The organism is Sphingobium sp. GW821-FHT02B05 (genome assembly GCF_059421905.1).
In genome coordinates this window covers 1-17591 of record NZ_JBWKVW010000009.1, presented here as the reverse complement: position 1 = coordinate 17591, position 17591 = coordinate 1, and the positions used below count along the sequence as shown (strand labels likewise).

22 protein-coding genes and 1 tRNA gene are annotated in these 17591 nt (G+C 60.9%); 14 read left to right on the top strand and 9 right to left on the bottom strand.

Annotation, left to right across the window (positions count from 1 at the left end):
- Window positions 1-46 precede the first annotated feature (46 nt).
- From AC07UX_RS18210 to arr, 7 genes are all read left to right on the top strand, one after another.
- Window positions 47-1114, top strand: coding sequence for a substrate-binding domain-containing protein (locus AC07UX_RS18210; RefSeq protein WP_495193389.1), 1068 nt, complete (start codon window positions 47-49; stop codon window positions 1112-1114).
- A gap of 7 nt (window positions 1115-1121) precedes the next feature.
- Entirely contained in the window at window positions 1122-2516 is a 1395-nt protein-coding gene (gene pstC / locus AC07UX_RS18205) for a phosphate ABC transporter permease subunit PstC (protein WP_495193388.1), read from the top strand.
- The gene (gene pstA / locus AC07UX_RS18200; RefSeq protein ID WP_495193387.1) at window positions 2516-3757 is read left to right on the top strand and encodes a phosphate ABC transporter permease PstA; all 1242 of its coding nucleotides are present in this window, start codon (window positions 2516-2518) and stop codon (window positions 3755-3757) included. Before pstC ends, pstA begins: the two co-directional genes overlap by 1 nt.
- 8 nt (window positions 3758-3765) lie before the next feature.
- Window positions 3766-4554, top strand: a complete 789-nt coding sequence (pstB, locus tag AC07UX_RS18195; protein WP_150424737.1) for a phosphate ABC transporter ATP-binding protein PstB — start codon at window positions 3766-3768, stop codon at window positions 4552-4554.
- Between the two features lie 17 nt (window positions 4555-4571).
- Window positions 4572-5267, top strand: a complete 696-nt coding sequence (gene phoU / locus AC07UX_RS18190; RefSeq protein WP_495193386.1) for a phosphate signaling complex protein PhoU — start codon at window positions 4572-4574, stop codon at window positions 5265-5267.
- A 3-nt stretch (window positions 5268-5270) separates the two neighbouring features.
- On the top strand, window positions 5271-5972 hold the full coding sequence (gene phoB, locus AC07UX_RS18185) for a phosphate regulon transcriptional regulator PhoB (protein ID WP_120249375.1): 702 nt from the start codon (window positions 5271-5273) through the stop codon (window positions 5970-5972).
- Between the two features lie 96 nt (window positions 5973-6068).
- On the top strand, window positions 6069-6485 hold the full coding sequence (gene arr, locus AC07UX_RS18180) for an NAD(+)--rifampin ADP-ribosyltransferase (RefSeq protein ID WP_495193385.1): 417 nt from the start codon (window positions 6069-6071) through the stop codon (window positions 6483-6485).
- Between the two features lie 84 nt (window positions 6486-6569).
- Here the strand turns inward: arr and def are convergent, their stop codons facing one another.
- Both def and recR read right to left on the bottom strand, forming a co-directional pair.
- A complete protein-coding gene (gene def / locus AC07UX_RS18175; RefSeq protein ID WP_495193384.1) occupies window positions 6570-7100 on the bottom strand; it encodes a peptide deformylase in 531 nt (176 codons plus the stop codon).
- Between the two features lie 323 nt (window positions 7101-7423).
- Window positions 7424-8020: a recombination mediator RecR gene (gene recR, locus AC07UX_RS18170; protein WP_495193383.1), complete on the bottom strand. Its 597-nt coding sequence runs from the start codon at window positions 8018-8020 to the stop codon at window positions 7424-7426.
- 53 nt (window positions 8021-8073) lie between these two features.
- Between recR and fmt the strand changes: the two genes are divergently transcribed.
- Entirely contained in the window at window positions 8074-8982 is a 909-nt protein-coding gene (fmt, locus tag AC07UX_RS18165) for a methionyl-tRNA formyltransferase (RefSeq protein WP_495193382.1), read from the top strand.
- 111 nt (window positions 8983-9093) lie between these two features.
- Entirely contained in the window at window positions 9094-9849 is a 756-nt protein-coding gene (truA, locus tag AC07UX_RS18160) for a tRNA pseudouridine(38-40) synthase TruA (protein ID WP_495193381.1), read from the top strand.
- On the opposite strand, the gene AC07UX_RS18155 is transcribed toward truA, so the two are convergent.
- Together AC07UX_RS18155 and AC07UX_RS18150 are read right to left on the bottom strand one after the other, a co-directional pair.
- The gene (locus AC07UX_RS18155) at window positions 9842-10810 is read right to left on the bottom strand and encodes a GGDEF domain-containing protein (protein WP_495193380.1); all 969 of its coding nucleotides are present in this window, start codon (window positions 10808-10810) and stop codon (window positions 9842-9844) included. The two genes, truA and AC07UX_RS18155, sit on opposite strands and share 8 nt — an antisense overlap.
- Before the next feature lie 63 nt (window positions 10811-10873).
- Window positions 10874-11593 (bottom strand): queuosine precursor transporter, encoded by a 720-nt coding sequence (locus tag AC07UX_RS18150; protein WP_495193461.1) that lies wholly within the window; start codon window positions 11591-11593, stop codon window positions 10874-10876.
- A gap of 308 nt (window positions 11594-11901) precedes the next feature.
- Between AC07UX_RS18150 and proP the strand changes: the two genes are divergently transcribed.
- From proP to AC07UX_RS18125, 5 genes are all read left to right on the top strand, one after another.
- Window positions 11902-13404, top strand: a complete 1503-nt coding sequence (gene proP / locus AC07UX_RS18145) for a glycine betaine/L-proline transporter ProP (protein WP_495193379.1) — start codon at window positions 11902-11904, stop codon at window positions 13402-13404.
- Between the two features lie 68 nt (window positions 13405-13472).
- A tRNA-Arg gene (locus AC07UX_RS18140) sits at window positions 13473-13549 on the top strand.
- A gap of 707 nt (window positions 13550-14256) precedes the next feature.
- Window positions 14257-14610 (top strand): hypothetical protein, encoded by a 354-nt coding sequence (locus tag AC07UX_RS18135; protein WP_495193378.1) that lies wholly within the window; start codon window positions 14257-14259, stop codon window positions 14608-14610.
- Window positions 14611-14694: 84 nt separating this feature from the next.
- On the top strand, window positions 14695-15105 hold the full coding sequence (locus AC07UX_RS18130; protein WP_495193377.1) for a hypothetical protein: 411 nt from the start codon (window positions 14695-14697) through the stop codon (window positions 15103-15105).
- Window positions 15106-15206: 101 nt separating this feature from the next.
- Window positions 15207-16046 (top strand): hypothetical protein, encoded by an 840-nt coding sequence (locus AC07UX_RS18125; protein ID WP_495193376.1) that lies wholly within the window; start codon window positions 15207-15209, stop codon window positions 16044-16046.
- 9 nt (window positions 16047-16055) lie between these two features.
- Here the strand turns inward: AC07UX_RS18125 and AC07UX_RS18120 are convergent, their stop codons facing one another.
- The 5 genes from AC07UX_RS18120 to AC07UX_RS18100 all read right to left on the bottom strand — a co-directional run.
- Entirely contained in the window at window positions 16056-16244 is a 189-nt protein-coding gene (locus AC07UX_RS18120) for a hypothetical protein (protein ID WP_495193375.1), read from the bottom strand.
- Entirely contained in the window at window positions 16244-16459 is a 216-nt protein-coding gene (locus AC07UX_RS18115) for a hypothetical protein (protein WP_495193374.1), read from the bottom strand. Before AC07UX_RS18115 ends, AC07UX_RS18120 begins: the two co-directional genes overlap by 1 nt.
- Complete coding sequence (locus AC07UX_RS18110; protein ID WP_495193373.1) at window positions 16456-16794, bottom strand: hypothetical protein; 339 nt, start codon at window positions 16792-16794, stop codon at window positions 16456-16458. The genes AC07UX_RS18115 and AC07UX_RS18110 overlap by 4 nt, the downstream gene beginning before the upstream one ends.
- Window positions 16795-16851: 57 nt before the next feature.
- Window positions 16852-17109: a hypothetical protein gene (locus AC07UX_RS18105; RefSeq protein ID WP_495193372.1), complete on the bottom strand. Its 258-nt coding sequence runs from the start codon at window positions 17107-17109 to the stop codon at window positions 16852-16854.
- A partial coding sequence (locus AC07UX_RS18100; RefSeq protein ID WP_495193371.1) for a hypothetical protein occupies window positions 17106-17591 on the bottom strand: 486 nt, incomplete at its 5' end. The genes AC07UX_RS18105 and AC07UX_RS18100, both read right to left, overlap by 4 nt.

The window sequence follows — 17591 nt, the reverse complement described above, 5'->3', positions numbered from 1 at the left end:
GGGCGCTCCACAAGGGGGCAGCGAACAGCGAATCGCGGCCTTGATTATGGAGGTTTCCGTGAAGAAATTCGCACTGCTCGCCGCAACGACCGTCAGCGTTCTCAGCCTTGCCGCTTGCGGCGACCAGTCAGGCGGCGGTGCCGGCGCCACGCGCGATCAGATTCGCGCGGTCGGCTCTTCCACGGTCTATCCCTTCGCCACGGCGGTGGCCGAACTGTTCGTGCAGGGCAATGCCGGCATGAAGTCGCCGATCATCGAATCGACTGGCACCGGCGGCGGCATGAAGCTGTTCTGCGCCGGCGTTGGCGCCCAGCATCCCGACATCGCCGACGCATCGCGCCGGATGAAAAAGGCCGAGTTCGACCAGTGCGCCGCCAATGGCGTGAAGGACATCATCGAGATTCAGGTCGGCGTCGACGGCCTTGCCTTCGCCGAATCGAAGCAGGGTCCGGGCCTGAAATTGACCCCCAAGATCGTCTATGAGGCGCTGGCAGCCAATCCTTATGGCAAGGGGCCTAACAAGGCCCAGACCTGGAAGGATGTGGACCCCAGCCTGCCCGCCATCGCCATTTCCGTCTTCGGTCCGCCGTCCACCAGCGGCACGCGCGACTCGCTCGCCGAACTGATCCTGGAAAAGGGTTGCCAGAGCGATGAGGCGATGAAGGCGCTCAAGGAAAAGAGCGAAGACGAATATAAGGCGACGTGCACCCGCGTTCGCGAAGATGGCAAATATGTCGACTCCGGCGAAAACGACAATCTGATCGTTCAGAAGCTGGGCGCGAACCCCAATGCGGTCGGCGTGTTCGGCTACAGCTTCCTTGAAGAAAACAAGGACACGCTGAAGGATGTGCCGATCAACGGCGTCGAAGCGACCTATGAAACCGTATCGACCGGCCAGTATCCTGGCGCCCGCCCGCTCTACATCTATGTGAAGAAAGCGCATATGACGGCCATCCCCGGCCTTCAGAACTTCCTCAACACCTTCGCCGCAAACTGGAACCCCGATGGCGTGCTGACGAAGCGCGGCATGGTCGCGGCGCCCGAAGATGTGCGCAAGAAGAGCGCCGAGACGGTCAAGGCGCTGACCGTCCTTGACGGTTCGCAGCTGAAGTAAGGGCGACATGACCGGTCCTGCAATCCTCCTGCTGCTGGCGGGCCTGGGCGCGATCGCCTGGGTCAGCGCCCGCGCCCGCGCGCTGCGGCTGCAAACGGCGGCGCGCGCAACCGGGCGGCGAGACGCCGTTCATTCGTTGCCCGGCTATCATGGCTGGTATGTCGCGCTGTGGACGCTTGTCCCTGCCGCCCTCTTCCTGGCGATCTGGGCCAATGTCGCGCCCGGCCTCGTCACGCAGAGCGTACTGGCGGACCCGGCGGCACAGAGCCTGCCCACCGACGCCTTCTCCCGCTCCGCCATCCTCGGCGAAGCACGGGCGATCGCCAGCGGTAGCCAGGCGGGGGCGTTCAATCCCCTGTCGCAGGGCCTGGTCCAACCCTATGCGCAAGCGCTCGACAAATATGGCATCGCCGGCGCCGTTCTGGCGTTGGTGCTGGCCTTTGCCGGCGGCGCCTTCGCCTTCACGCGCGTCCGTCCCGACTTCCGGGCGCGCACGCGGGTCGAGCGGCTGGTCATGGCGTCGCTGCTGATCGCCTCCCTGATCGCCATCGTCACCACGCTGGGCATCGTCGCCTCGCTGCTGTGGGAAAGCTTCCGCTTCTTCTCGATGGTCAACCCCATCGACTTCCTGTTCGGCACCAAATGGTCGCCGCAATCGGCCGCCATGGGATATGGCAATGACGACGCCTTTGGCGCGGTGCCGCTCTTTTGGGGGACCATCTTCATCGGTGCGATCATCGCCATGATCGTGGCGATCCCGCTGGGCCTGATGAGCGCCATCTACCTGACGCAATATGCCAGCCCGACGGTGCGCAAATGGATGAAGCCGACGCTGGAGATGCTCGCCGGCGTGCCTACCGTCGTCTATGGCTATTTCGCCGCGCTCACCATCGCCCCTGCCCTGCGCGACTTTGCCGTCATGATCGGCATTCATGGCGCGTCGTCTGAAAGCGCGCTGGCCGCTGGCCTCGTCATGGGCGTGATGATCATCCCGTTCGTTTCCTCCATGGCCGATGACAGCATCGCCGCCGTGCCGCAGTCCATGCGCGACGGCAGCCTGGCGATGGGCGCCACCACCAGCGAGACGATCACCCGCGTGCTGATCCCGGCCGCCCTCCCCGGCGTCGTGGGCGGCGTGCTGCTAGCCGTCAGCCGCGCCATCGGCGAGACGATGATCGTGGTGATGGCCGCCGGGCTTGCGGCCAACCTCACCGCCAATCCCTTTGCCAGCGTGACCACGGTGACGACCCAGATCGTCCAGTTGCTGACCGGCGACCAGGAATTCGACAGCGCCAAGACTCTCGCCGCCTTCGCGCTGGGGTTGGTGCTCTTCGTCGTCACCCTGCTGCTCAACATCGTGGCCCTGCGGGTCGTGAAGAAATATCGCGAGGCTTACGACTAATGAGCACACGCAACCCCACCGACTGGAAGTCGGAGGCCATGCGCAAGAGGATTGCGGGGCGCTATGCCGCCGAACGCCGCTTCAAATTCGCCGGCCTGTTCGCCGTCATCCTGTCCGCAGCCTTCCTCGCCTTCCTGCTCGTCACCATGATGGGCAATGGCCTGCGCGGCTTCACCCGGACCGAGATCGCACTGAAGGTCGATTTCCCGGCCTCGCCGCTGCTGCTCGATCCCCAGGCGATCACCGACGAGGCACTGGCCAACGCCAACCTGCCGATGGTGACCGGCACCGTCGCCAAGAAGGCGCTGGGCGAGAAGGCGGACGACCTGCTGTCGCCGACTGCCTGGATCAGCATCCGCGATGCGATCAAGGCTGACCCGACGATCCTGAGCCGTACCGCGACGATCAGCGTTCCTGCCTCCACCGGCCTGGACCTGGCCGCCAAGAGCAAGGGATCGCCCGAAATGGAGGCGCAGGTCGCACGACTGAAACAGCAGGGCGTCCTGTCGACCGGCTTCAACTTCAGCTTCCTGACTGCCAGTGACGGTACCGATCCGACCCAGGTGGGCATCTGGGGCGCGTTCAAGGGATCGCTGCTGACGATGCTCGTGACGCTGATCCTCAGCTTCCCCGTGGGCGTGGCGACCGCGCTCTATCTGGAGGAATATGCCCGCAAAAATTGGTGGACCGACATTATCGAGGTGTCGATCAACAATCTGGCGGCGGTGCCCTCCATCATCTTCGGCTTGCTGGGCTTGTCCATCTTCCTCAATCTGGCGCATCTGCCGCGATCGGCAGCGCTGGTCGGCGGCATGACGCTGGCGCTGATGACGATGCCGGTCATCGTCATCGCCGGGCGCAACGCGATCAAGTCGGTGCCGCCCAGCATCCGCGACGCGGCGCTCGGCATCGGGGCCAGTCCGGTACAGGTGGTGTTCCAGCATGTGCTGCCGCTCGCTTTGCCCGGCATCCTGACCGGCACGATCATCGGCATGGCCCGTGCGCTGGGCGAAACCGCGCCGCTGCTGATGATCGGCATGCGCGCCTTCATCGCGACGCCGCCCGGCGGCATCACAGACCCCGCGACCGTGCTGCCGGTGCAGATCTTCCTGTGGTCGGACGAAGTCTCCAAGGGCTTCGTCGAAAAGACATCCGCCGCCATCATCGTGCTGCTGGTTTTCCTGCTCGCGATGAACGGCCTCGCCATCTACCTGCGCAACAAGTTTGAAACACGGTGGTAACTACACCCATGACAGAAGAACAAACCAACCTGACCATCGACAATCCCAAGATGTCGGCCCGCGACGTCAAGGTTTTCTATGGCGAGAAGCAGGCGATCAAGGGCGTGTCGATCGACGTCGGCATGGACCATGTCACCGCCTTCATCGGCCCGTCGGGCTGCGGCAAGTCGACCTTCCTGCGAACGCTCAATCGCATGAACGACACGGTCGCATCGGCGCGGGTCGAGGGCGAAATCACGCTGGACGGCGAGAATATCTACGCCCCGTCGATGGACGTGGTGCAGCTGCGCGCGCGGGTGGGCATGGTGTTCCAGAAGCCCAATCCCTTCCCCAAGTCGATCTACGAGAATATCGCTTATGGGCCGCGCATTCATGGCCTGGCCGCGGGCAAAGCGGACATGGACGTGATCGTCGAAAAGTCGCTGCGTCGCGCCGGCTTGTGGGATGAAGTCAAGGATCGCCTGCACGACAGCGGCACGGCCCTGTCGGGTGGCCAGCAGCAGCGGCTGTGCATCGGCCGCGCCATCGCGGTCGAACCCGAAGTCATCCTGATGGATGAGCCCTGTTCGGCGCTCGATCCCATCGCGACCGCCAAGATCGAGGAACTGATCCATGAACTGCGCGGCCGCTACGCGATCGTGATCGTGACGCACAACATGCAGCAGGCCGCCCGCGTGTCGCAGCGGACCGCCTTCTTCCATCTGGGCGATCTGGTCGAATATGGCGTGACATCGGATATCTTCACCAATCCCCGCCAGGAGCGGACCAAGGACTATATCACCGGTCGGTACGGCTGATCGCGGGAGAGACAGACATGGCTGAACATACGATCAAGGCATTTGACGAGGAAATCGACCGGCTGCGCGGATTGATCGCCGAAATGGGCGGTCGCGCGGAAGCGGCGATCGAAAACGCGATGCTGGCGCTCCAGCGGCAGGACAAGAAATTGGCCGCCGAAGTGGTCGCCGACGACAAGCGTATCGACGCGATCGAGGCGGAAGTCGAAAAGCTGGTGATCCAGGTGATCGCCCTGCGTGCGCCAATGGCCAACGACCTGCGCGACGTGATCGCGGCATTGAAGATCGTGAGCGTCGTGGAGCGCATTGGCGATTATGCCAAGAATATCGCCAAGCGCGTGCCGCTGATCGCGACCAATACCCGCACGCTAGAGCCGATTTCGCTGCTGCCGTCGATGGGGCAGGTCGCGGGCGAAATGGTGCATGATGCGCTCAATGCCTTTGCCGCGCGCGACCCCGATCTGGCGCTGGCGGTGATCGAGCGTGATGCGGTGGTGGACGATTTCTATAACAGCGTGTTCCGCACGCTGGTGACCTTCATGGTCGAAAATCCCAAGACGATCAGCGAATGCGCGCATCTGCTGTTCGTCGCGAAGAATATCGAACGGATCGGCGACCATGCGACCAATGTCGCGGAAATGGTCTATTATGCCGCTACCGGCCAGACCCTGCCTGAGCGCGAACGCGGCGCCGACCTGCAACCGGAGGATTGATCCATGGCACGCGCCAAAATGCTGCTGGTCGAAGACGACGCGGCCCTTGCCGAACTGCTGATCTGGCATTTCAAGCGGGAAGATTTCGACGTCGCGCATACGGTGGACGGCGAGGAAGCACTGCTGATGGCGCAGGAAAATGTGCCTGACATCGTGCTGCTCGACTGGATGGTCGAAAGCCTGTCCGGCATCGAAGTATGCCGCCGGCTGCGCCGCATGAACGGCACCGCCAATATCCCGATCATCATGCTGACCGCGCGCGGTGAGGAAGAGGATCGGGTACGCGGACTGGAAACCGGCGCGGACGATTATGTGACCAAGCCGTTCAGCCCCCGCGAGCTGGTGGCGCGGGTCGGCGCGGTGCTGCGCCGCGTACGCCCGGCGCTGGCTGGCGAAACGCTGACCTTCGCCGATGTCGAGATGGACACGGTGGGGCACAAGGTCCGCCGCAGCGGTCAGGTGATCCCGCTGGGTCCGACCGAGTTCCGCCTGCTTAAGCATTTTCTTGAGCACCCCGGCTGGGTCTTTTCGCGCGAGCGGCTGCTCGACAGCGTCTGGGGCCAGGACAGCGATATCGAACTGCGCACCGTGGACGTCCATATCCGCCGCCTGCGCAAGGCGATCAACGGCGACGGCCAATATCAGGACATCATCCGCACCGTGCGCTCGGCCGGCTACGCACTGGACACCGAAGGGGTCGGCTGACACGCGCAACCGCTGACACATGATGCACAGCCTCTCCGGATTTCCATTCGGGGAGGCTTTTTTCTATGCAAGGGACATTGGCAAGGAGCCGTCATCATGTCCGCCTGTCCCACCATGTTCGTCCGCCAATATTTTCACGGCACGCGCGCAGACTTGAAACCGGGCGACATGATCGCCGTGGGCCACGCATCCAACTTCGGGTCGGGCAGGCCCTTGTCCTGGGCCTATCTGAGCGCGACGCTGGACGCGGCGATATGGGGCGCCGAACTGGCCGGCGGTGATGGCGCGCAACGCATTTACGTCGTCGAGCCGGTCGGGGAGATTCTGGACGATCCCAATGTGACGGACAAAAAGCTTCCCGGCAATCCGACCCTGTCCTATCGATCCCGCGAGCCGTTGCGGATCGTGGCTGAAGTCGTGGGTTGGCGTGGGCATCCGCCCGAGCAGGTCCGTCAGATGATGGCGCATCTGGATCAGATGAAGGCCCAGGGCCTGGATATGATCATAGATTGATTGCCATCATGCGACCCCGATCATAATGGAAAACGCCCCGGAAGCAGCAGCGGGGCGCCTTTCCTGTCCAACGGCATGTGCCGATCAGGCCGCCCTGCGCGCCTTGTTCAGTTTCTTGAGCAGCATGTCGCGTTTCAGTCGCGAAAGATGATCGATGAACAGAACGCCCTCCAGATGATCCATCTCATGCTGGAGACAAGTGGCAAGCAGCCCTTCCAGCTGCTCTTCATGGATGCGGCCGTCGCGGTCCATCCAGCTGGCGCGGACGGTGGCGGGACGTTCGACCTCGGCATATTGATCCGGGACCGACAGGCAACCTTCCTGATAGACCGACAATTCGTCCGAACCTGTAAGAATTTCGGGATTGATGAAGACCATCGGGTTCTTGACCGGCTTGGCGTCTTCTTCGTCCGATTCGGGTTCCTGAAGGTCCATCACCAGCACCCGCTTCGGCACGCCGACCTGGATCGCGGCCAGGCCGATGCCCGGCGCGTCGTACATGGTGTCGAACATGTCGTCGATCAGCGTCTGTAGATCGTCGTCAATAGCCTCGACAGGGGTCGAGATGGTGCGCAGCCGCGGATCGGGCGCTTCGAGGATGGGACGGATGGCCATGGGCCGAACATAGATGGAACAGGGGCAAATATCAAGCGCCCGGCGGGGCAGGCGCTACCAGCTTTTCATCCCATGGCCTTCACCAGGGCGTCGCGCGCTTAACTTCGCACATTTCCCGCATATCCTGAAATATACGATCAAGAGTAGGAAATTAAACTATAATTCTGAAGCAGCCGACGGCCTACCACCATAGCGCCGGCAAGAACGGTAGGACAGGATGTTCAAGGACGCAGAAGCTTATACGGTGACGCGATCACGGCGATCGAGATGAAATGGCACCCGACCTTCGCCTGAGACCCCAAAACCACCGCGGCTTGCCAGCCCTACCCTACCGGCCGCCGCGCGCGCAGTGCCTGCGCCAGCGTGCCTTCATCCAGATAGTCCAGTTCACCACCCACAGGCACACCATGGGCCAACTGGGTCAGCCGGATCGGAAAACGCTCCAACCGCTCGACGAGATAATGAGCGGTGGTCTGCCCCTCCAGCGTGGCGTTCATGGCCAGCACCACCTCATCGATGCCGCCCGGCTCCAGCCGCGCGATGAGCGCGTCGATGGTCAGGTCCTCCGGCCGAACCCCTTCCAACGCCGACAGGCGCCCGCCCAGCACATGGAAGCGACCGGGGAAAAGGCGCGACTTGTCCAGCGCCCACAGGTCCGACACATCTTCCACCACGCACAGCGCGCGCGGATCGCGGCGGTGGTCGGTGCAGATGCCGCAAGGATCGACCGTATCGACATTGCCGCAAAGATGGCAGGTCACGAGCCGTTCGTTCACCGCCTCCAGCGCGCGCAGCAAGGGTTCCATGGCGCCCTCGCGCCGTTTCAGCAGATGCAGCACCGCGCGCCGCGCCGAACGGGGGCCAAGGCCGGGCAGACGGGACAGGGCTTGCGTGAGCGCTTCTATTTCTGGTGAGGCCATATGATGAGATAAGGGGTTGCATGTCATCCCGACAAGAGCTTTGAGGCCCCACCATGCGTATCATCTATATGGGCACACCCGATTTCGCCGTTCCCCCGCTCGACGCGCTGGTCAGGGCAGGTCACGACGTCGTTGCGATCTACAGCCAGCCGCCCCGCCCCGCCGGTCGCGGCAAGGCTTTGCGCCCCTCCCCGGTTCATAGCCGCGCCGAGGCACTGGGCATAGAGGTGCGCACGCCGCTGTCGCTCAAGGACGCTGCGGTACAGGCAAACTTTGCCGCACTGGAAGCCGATGTGGCGGTGGTAGCCGCCTATGGGCTGATCCTGCCGCGCGCCGTGCTGGACGCGCCGCGCCATGGCTGCATGAACATCCACGCATCCTTGCTGCCGCGATGGCGCGGAGCGGCGCCGATCCAGAGGGCGATCCTGTCGGGCGACAATGTGACCGGCGTGACGATCATGGACATGGAGGCGGGCCTGGACACGGGCCCGATGCGCGCCAAGCATGTGACGCCGATCGAGGACAAGACAGCCGGCGCGCTGACCGCCGAACTGGCCGAGGCCGGCGCTGCGTTGATGATCGAGGTTCTGGACGATATCGCGCTGCATCCGCCCATGGCGCAGCCTCAAGAGGGCGTCACCTATGCCGCCAAGATCGACAAGGCCGAATCGCGGATCGACTTTGCCCAGGACGCGCATCAGGTCGAACGGCAGGTGCGCGCCTTCAACCCGTTCCCCGGCGCCTTTTTCGAATATCGCGGCGAGCGATTCCGTATCCTGGCCGCACATGTCGAGCATCAACAGGGGGCTGTCGGCGAATTGCTGGACGACAGCCTGCTGATCGGTTGCGGCCATGACGCGATCCGCCCGACCCTGATCCAGCGGGCGGGCAAGGGCGCGATGACGCCGGGCGAATTGCTGCGCGGTTTTGAGATGCCGGCCGGGAGCCGGGTGGATGGATAGCCCACATGCCGTTCGGTTCGAGCCTGTCGAGAACCGTTTCTCGACGTTGGCCTGTCCTGAGCGCCTGCCTTGGCAGGCAATCGAAGGGCTCGACACGAACGGAGGTCCAATATGACCCGTTTCGCCTTCACCGTCGAATTTGATGGCCGGCCCTTCATGGGTTGGCAGCGGCAGGCACATGGACCAAGCGTGCAGCAGCGACTTGAGGAGGCGATCTTCGCGGTCACGGGCGAACGGGCGATCATCCATGCGGCCGGTCGGACCGATGCGGGCGTCCATGGGCTGGCGATGCGGGCCCATGCGGACATCGACAAGGATATCGCGCCCTTCCGGCTGATGGAGGCTGTCAATGCGCGGCTGCGACCCGATCCGGTCGCGATCCTGGCGTGCGAGCCCATGCCGGACGATTGGCATGCACGCTTTTCCTGCATCGGCAGATCCTATGTCTATCGCATCGTCAATCGCCGCGCGCCGCTGACGGTCGATCGCGGTTTGATGTGGCGTGTGATCCAGCCGCTGGATGCGCAGGCGATGCACGAGGCCGCGCAGTTCCTGGTCGGGCTGCACGACTTCACCACCTTCCGTTCGGCTCATTGCCAGGCGCTAAGCCCCGTCAAGACGCTGGACCGGCTGGATGTGGAACGCGACGGCGACCGCATCGCCATCCATGCGGCGGCGCGATCCTTCCTGCATCATCAGGTGCGGTCGATGGTCGGATGCCTGGCGATGGTCGGCATGGGGCGATGGCGCGCGCAGGATCTGCGCGCCGCACTGGAGGTGAAGGATCGGGCGGCCCTTGGCCTCAATGCGCCGCCGGACGGGCTGTATTTCGTGCGCGCCACCTATCCTGACGAAGCGGTCAGGTGAAGGCTGCCACGCGGACCTGATTCTTGCCGGCACGCTTGGCGTCACGCATGGCATCGTCGGCGCAGGCAATAAGCCGGTCCAGTTCGGCCGGGTCGGGCCGGTAGGTAGTGACGAGGCCCAGACTGCCGCTGATCCCCATGCCATAAGCGGCCAGCGCCATCCGCACATTCTCTGCAATGGCGGCGACATCGCAATCCTGTCGGCTTGCCAGCAGCACCAGAAATTCGTCGCCGCCCAGGCGGGCGACCACATCGCCGGCCTGGGTATGAGCGCGCAGAATAGCGCCGATATCGGCCAGGCAGGCATCGCCAGCGGCATGGCCATGGCTGTCATTCAGTTGCTTGAACCCGTCAAGGTCCAGAAACAGCAGGCTGGCGGGGCGCGCCGTCTGCGCGGCATGGGTCAGCACATATTTGGCACGGCAGCCAAAGCCGCGCCGGTTGCACAGGCTGGTCAGCGGATCATGCATCGCTTCGAAACTGGCCTGACGCAGGTCTGACAGATCTTCGATCACGGCGACGTAAAATTCGGGGCGATCATCATCGTCGCGCACCATTGCCACGGTCAGGTTGATCCAGATGACGGCTCCATCGGACCGGATGTAGCGCTTCTCCATCGAGTAACGCGGCAACTCCCCGGCATTGAGGCGGGCCAGCAATGCTTCGTCCGCGTTGAGATCGTCCGGATGGGTAATCTGCTGGAAGCCGGTGCGGATCAGCGTATCGGCATCATAGCCGCTGATTTCGCAAAAGCGCGGATTGACCAGCAGGAAATGGCCGTCCAGTCCCACATGGGCGATGCCGACCGGCGCATGATGGAAGGTCGCCTCGAACCGGCGCTGCGCACGGCCCAGTTCGGCCGCCATGTTCGTGCAGGGGCCGACAAGATCGGCCTCCCTCATCATCGGAAATGCTTTACGGTCGAGAGGTCGGACGAATTCGTCGTGCAGGTGGCGGCTCATGCGCCTTTATTGATAGAGATCGGTAAATAGAGGATTTACCGCATCGGGCCGACGTAAGGTTTTTCACAGCCGGGTGCGGAAAGGGGTGAAATTCGTGCCCGCGTCGTAAACGTCCAGCCCTTCCTGGCGCTTGAGGAAATTGACGACCAGATAGGTGACGGGCGTCAGCATAAATTCCCAGAAGACCTTCATCGCCCAGTTGGTGACCATGACGGTAAGCACCTGCATGTGCGTCCAGTTGCCGAGGAAGGCGAGCGGGTAGAAGAGGAGACTATCCACCCCCTGCCCTACGACGGTCGATCCGATGGTACGCATCCACAAATGCCGCCCCTGCGTTAGCAGCTTCATCTTGGCCATCACGAAGCTGTTGGCGAGTTCCCCCGCCCAAAAGGCGCACAGCGAGGCGAAGACGATGCGCCATGTGCTGCCGAACACAGCCTCATAGGCCTTCTGGTCGGGCCATCCCGCCGCCGGCGGCAGGGCGACGACCACCCAGCTCATCAGCGCCATAAACAGCATCGCGCCAAAGCCCGCCCAGACGCAGCGACGCGCGCGCGAATAGCCATATATTTCGGTCAGGACGTCGCCGATGACGTAGCCGAGCGGAAAGAAGAGGATGCCCGCGCCAAAGGTGACGCCGCCCAGGGTCGATAATTTTGCTGCGCCGATCAGGTTCGACAGCAGCAATATCGCGACGAACGCCGCCATGAAGAAGTCGTAATAACGTAGCGGCCGGCTTCCCAGCGCATCCGCATCGATCTTGTGAACCGCCCCATCGCTCATAGCCATGATGCTTATCGCTCAGCCGAACGATTGCAAGCGCATGCAGGTTCGAACCCAACCTAACTCATCAATTCCGCTTTTTTGCTGCATTGCGACATCGCAACGCAGCATCTTGGGTCAGCTCACCCCCCTGAAGCCACGGCCCGTCCCTTAACTGCCCACTTTTGTGCATAGATTGCCTATGTCGCCCTCTCTTCGCTTGATGCCGCACTGGCGTCGCACCTTTCACGGTCGCTTGTTCGACCCCTTATCCGCCTATTGTGCGTGGCGCGTCCTTCGTGTCTCCGTTGGCGGAACCGGAGACATATATGTCCACTTCCAACGCGCATCGTGCGCATCTTGGCTGGTTCAAACGACGTCGCGACCTGAAGATCGACGACATCACCATCGTCGACAAGTCCCAGTTGAACCGGGCCGTGGGCGCAGCGGCGCTTGGCAATGCCATGGAATGGTTCGATTTCGGCGTTTACGGCTATCTGGCCGTCACATTGGGCCGCGTCTTCTTTCCCGCTGGCGATCCCACCGCGCAATTGATCGCGACGTTCGCGACCTTTACCGCCGCCTTCCTCGTCCGCCCGCTGGGCGGGCTGGTGTTCGGGCCGCTCGGCGACCGTTATGGCCGGCATAAGGTGCTGGCCTTCACCATGATCATGATGGCGATCGGTACCTTCGCCATCGGCCTCATCCCTTCCTATGAACGGATCGGCATGGGCGCGCCCATATTGCTGTTGGTCGCCCGTTTGATCCAGGGCTTTTCCACCGGCGGCGAATATGGCGGGGCGGCGACCTTCATCGCGGAATATTCGACCGACCAGAAGCGCGGCTTCATGGGCAGCTGGCTGGAGTTCGGCACGCTGGGCGGATATATTATGGGCGCGGGCACGGTCACGGCGCTGCAAATGGCGCTGAGCGATGCCGATATGCTGGCATGGGGGTGGCGCATCCCTTTCCTCATCGCAGGACCGCTGGGGCTGCTCGGCCTCTACATGCGGCTGAAGCTGGAGGAAACGCCGGCATTTCGCGCCTATACAGAAGAAGCCGACAAGCGCGAGCAGCAGCGCCTGCCGCTCATCGCCCTGCTGCGCACCCATTGGCGCCAGCTGGTTAAGTGCATGGGGCTGGTGCTGGTCTTCAACGTCACCGACTATATGCTTTTGACCTACATGCCCAATTATCTGAGCGTCACCATGGGCTATGCGGAGAGCAAGGGGCTGCTGCTCATCATCCTGGTGATGCTGGTGATGATGCCGCTCAATGTCCTGGGCGGCGCGATCAGCGACCGGCTTGGCCGCCGGCCGATGATCATCGGCGCCTGCACGGCGCTGATCGCCCTGTCGGTACCGTGCATGTGGCTGATCGGGACGGGCAACGACTGGCTGATCTTTGCCGGGCTGATGCTGCTGGGCGTGACGCTGGTCTGCTTTACCAGTTCGATGCCCTCGACCCTGCCGGCGCTGTTCTACACGCCAGTACGCTACAGCGGGCTGTCCATCGCGTTCAACGTGTCTGTCTCGCTATTCGGCGGCACGACCCCGCTCGTCACCGCCTGGCTGGTGAGCCAGACCGGCGACCCGCTGATCCCGGCCTATTATCTGATGGGCGCGGCCGCAATCGGCATTTTGACGATGTGGACCGTCCGCGAAACCGCTGGCATGCCGCTGAGGGGATCGCCGCCGGCGGTCGAAAGTCGGGCGGAAGCCGTCGCCCTGGTGCGCAGCGACCAGCCGGTCACGGTCGACCCTGCGCCGCCTGCCTCGTCCCCGTCCGACCGCCCAGCCGTACCGACGCAGTTCGCGCCGGGGGGAGCCTGACGAAGTGAGGGCCGGTGCAGTCAGGCGATTGCAACCGGCCTTCCCGCCCGCTATCGCGACACGCGCACGGCCCCGTAGCTCAGTTGGATAGAGCATTCGCCTTCTAAGCGAACGGTCGCTGGTTCGAATCCAGCCGGGGTCACCATTTTTTCCCTAAATTACAGCAATTTGTGATGGGTCCGTGACCTAGCGTGCCCTAGCCCATTTGTTCTAGGACACGTTTAGGACACGGCTAGGACAAGCACCTGCGCCTGAGAATCGTGGCAAAGCTTTACCGTGATCACCGGACCCATTTCGCGCCGCGATGGTTCGGCCGATTGATGGTGAGGAAAATACGCGAACTGAAAACGCCGGATGGACGATGCGCGCTAGTGGTCGCCCGCGAGAATGGGATTTCCCTCGCTGCGTTCAGCATACGGATCGCGAAGGGGATGAACGTGGACAAAGCTGCAACGGTACCCTTGCGAAATTTACGTACTCCGTGAAATCATAACCTCAATTATTTTCGTTTCGATGTCGGCTTGATATATAGTCTGGATGCAAGATCACCTGCGATATGTAGCACTGGCCGCCGCTATGACAGACGACGAACTGGCGGCAGCGCAGACTGCGATACTGGACCCCGACAATCCGACCGGGGAAGAACAAGCTATCTTGGACGAACTGATCCGCCGAAACTTTGGCATGGGAAGCGCCAGACGCCTGCGGCCTTAATCGAAAGACCCCACCAGCGTCGGGGGAGCACTGGCGGGGTCCGAATGGGTATCGGACTGTCAAGCGGGGGGCGTGAAGCTAAGTCCGATATCTGGATAACCACCGTCCCCCGCCCCGGTTCCGCGCATCTGCATAAGTATGATCATGGACACCCACGATCTACACGACATGCTCGACGGCCCCGGCGCTGTCTGGACCACCCCTGACTATCCAGACGCCTGCTCAACCCTGTACCCACGCCCGCCCCAGTATTGTCGCCGGGAAGGCTGGTGGCAGACCACCTGTATGGAAAGCGACCATCTCGACCAGCCTGACTTTGATGGACCGTGGGATCGCCTGCGCTGGTTCATAGCCGCCAATCTGGGGCAACAGCGTGATCTGGCAATGATCGCCAATGACACGGCTGATTTCAGCCGGATCGAAATGGAGCAGGCGGCGCTGGAATTTGTGAGTGAGGCTGACGCGGTGCTTGCGCTGCTGCGCATGCCTTAAACGTCTACAGTCTTGCGTTTCTTGTAGTGCTTCTGCATTCTCCACTATGAAACTGACCGTATGCGCTCAATCAGGCGGGGCAATGTGGCAAACAAAGAAAAAAAAGAAAATGTCCCTCTTCGGTCGGGCGACTTGGCAGCAGACTTGGAAGCAGAGTTTTTAGGACCTGTTGCTCAGGGCTCAACAGGATTTAGCGACAAGCCGTTGAAAGCAGTCTTTGACGGCATGAAGGAAAGCCAATCGCGGTTTTACGACAGCCACGATAGCGATACAGAGTTTCTTTTAAAGGCTTTGGACAAAGCTGAAAGCGCTGAGGAACGGTCTAAGATAAGACAGGACTTCATAGCACGAGACAAAGAGAAAATCGATATCGCGAAAATGAATATTGGTGTTTGGCGATACGCCATTGGGGCTGTGATGGTGGTAGGAGTAGCATTGATAACGCGCTCATCAACGGCAGCAGCAAGCGCAGCGGCCAAATTGCTTAAACCGTAACTATTTTCGGAAGTATCGAATGCTAGTTTTTGATATAGACGATCCATGAGTTTTGAGAAACTCACCTCACGAGGATCGTTAGCAATGATATGGCGACTTTAATGTCGAAACTCTGGCATTACATGCACACACGTTGGGAACGTGTTTTGTTTGGATTGGTCGGACTGGCCTGCCTCGGATTTACATTCTATTTTCTATTGATCGCACAAATTGCTTCAGCTTCGGCACTTTTCGCAATGGCGTTTTTCAGCTTTTTCTATTCAAATTTGGCACGGTTCAAGCGGTTCAAAGGTCTAGGATTTGAAGCCGAACTTTGGGAAGATAAGCAGAAAGAAGCCGCCGATTTGATAGATCGGTTGAAGAATGTCGTCTCTGTCTATACGCGCGAAACGGTTATGAACGCTGTTATGCGTGGCCGATGGGGCGGCTCGGATAGATGGCAAAAGCGCTTTGACCTTATTGCCGAACTCGAAGGCCAGCACAACGAACTTGGCCAGAATATCGATTTTACTGAATTGAAGCATGAAGTTGAAAGTGTCTTCATCTTCGACATATGTAGCCCCTTATCCGATGCTATTCGGATCGCAGTAAGCCATGCCAAAGAAGAGGCCCGAAAAGCGGGCACAGCCCGTTTCGGGAATCCAGTTTCCGACCTCGAAGGATGGAATGGATTTCATCAAAAGTTAAGTGCGATTGTCGACACGCAAGATGATTGGTTTGAACGCTCCAAAAGCGAAAATATCGCTGAAAGTGTCCTATCCATTGCTGAGCGTGCCGTGGCGGAGCTTCGATCAAATTTCTCTACCGAGGTGCATTTCCCTGATGACCTTATAGATCGCCTTAAAGTGCTCGTACCTATTGTAGAACAGCGTCCAATAGTTGTGACGCCTCGGTTAATTGAATGGGCGGACGATCAAAACGCATTTAGCTCATACCGATGATAGCGATATTTATTCGCGCGGGATATCTCGCCCATATCGCACGAAATGATAGTAGCGGATCGCAAACCAGCCAATAGCCATGAAGGTCGATATGCAAGCTAGGATCGGCGCGAGATGGTCCGCATAATAGGCCAGCGTGGTGAGAACCGTCCCGGCTCCTGCCCCGGCATCTACCAATGATTTCGGATGATCAAACATCAGAGCAGGTCGCCCGCACTCTGCTCAACGCCGACCGGCGCAAAGATCACGTTACGCACATCCGTCGCGGTCTGCGGCGCGACCACACCGAACAGCGTGGCGATCCCAAGGCCGATCGAAATGTTGCGCCGGTTCATGAGCGGCAGGACAAACCCAGCGGCCCGCCCGATAGCTTTAAGGGCAGATTTGGCCCAATTTTTCGGTTTGATCGTCATCCCATATTTATGCTGGCCCGGTCGATCGGTCGGGCGCTAGGGAAGCGGGTCCAAAGTTCAGTCACCGCACCCCAGACGGTCGTCAGGACATCTACCGCCATGCCCCGGTGCGGCTCCCAATCCTGTCCTGTCCCGGCAAGCAGCTTCGCAATTTGTTGGACGATATATTCATCGCCTGAGCCAAGGGCGGTGCGTAAAATATGCTCAGCGACACGGGCCATTTTGAAGCCGCTTTCCACCTGAACGTAGGTGCCGTTCTGGTCTACCTCATCGTCACCAAGCTGGTGCCGCAGTTCCTTGACACCCGCATCAACGACCATCTGCCGAAAATCCATAGCTGTCCTCCTTGCCGACCGTCATTGAAACAATCGCGCAAGGAGGATGCAAGTCGATCAGGCCGCAGCGTCCCACGTCGCGATGATAACGGCCAGCCGGTCGCGTTCGCCGGTAAGGTTGATCCGACAGCCATCGAAATTGGTAAGCTGCATATCGATAATCTGGCTGGTCTTGTTGTCGATCGCATCTGCGTCGCGGTCAGCCTTTGTGTCAGCGGCCAGTGCGTCGATAGCTTCGATCAGCGTGTCGATCTGCAAAAGGCTGGCTTCCACGATTTTGCGCTGGGTCAGGTCGGGGTTTGTGTACTGGTTCATTCTGCGGGTTCATCCTCTTCTTCAATTTCTTGTTCAAAATCTGGTTCGCGATCGGGTTCGACCAAATCATAGATGGTCTGCGCGCAGTCGTTGACGGTTAGGCGGATCGGGCCGTTGGCGTTGCGGATCGACGTGTTGACCACGGTGCCGCCATCGACTTCGATGCAGTCAACGATGGCCGCGCGATCCAGTGCGAAACGCTTGCCATGAGCGCCTACCAAATCGACGATATCGCCCTCCATCTTGGCCCGGACGTAGGTCGAACTTTCCGCCACGATCGCGACGACGGCCAATTCGCTGTCGCCCAATCTAAACCAAACAGCGGTCTTTTTCTTGGACGGGCCGGGCAGAATTTGGCCGGTTTCGTCGCGCTCTTTGTCGGCATCGGTCAGGGATTCGACGAGACGGATGGCATCGCGGTTGATGACCAGCGCCTTCGAGTCATGTTGGTGTAAAATGATCTTCATGCTTGTATTGAGTAG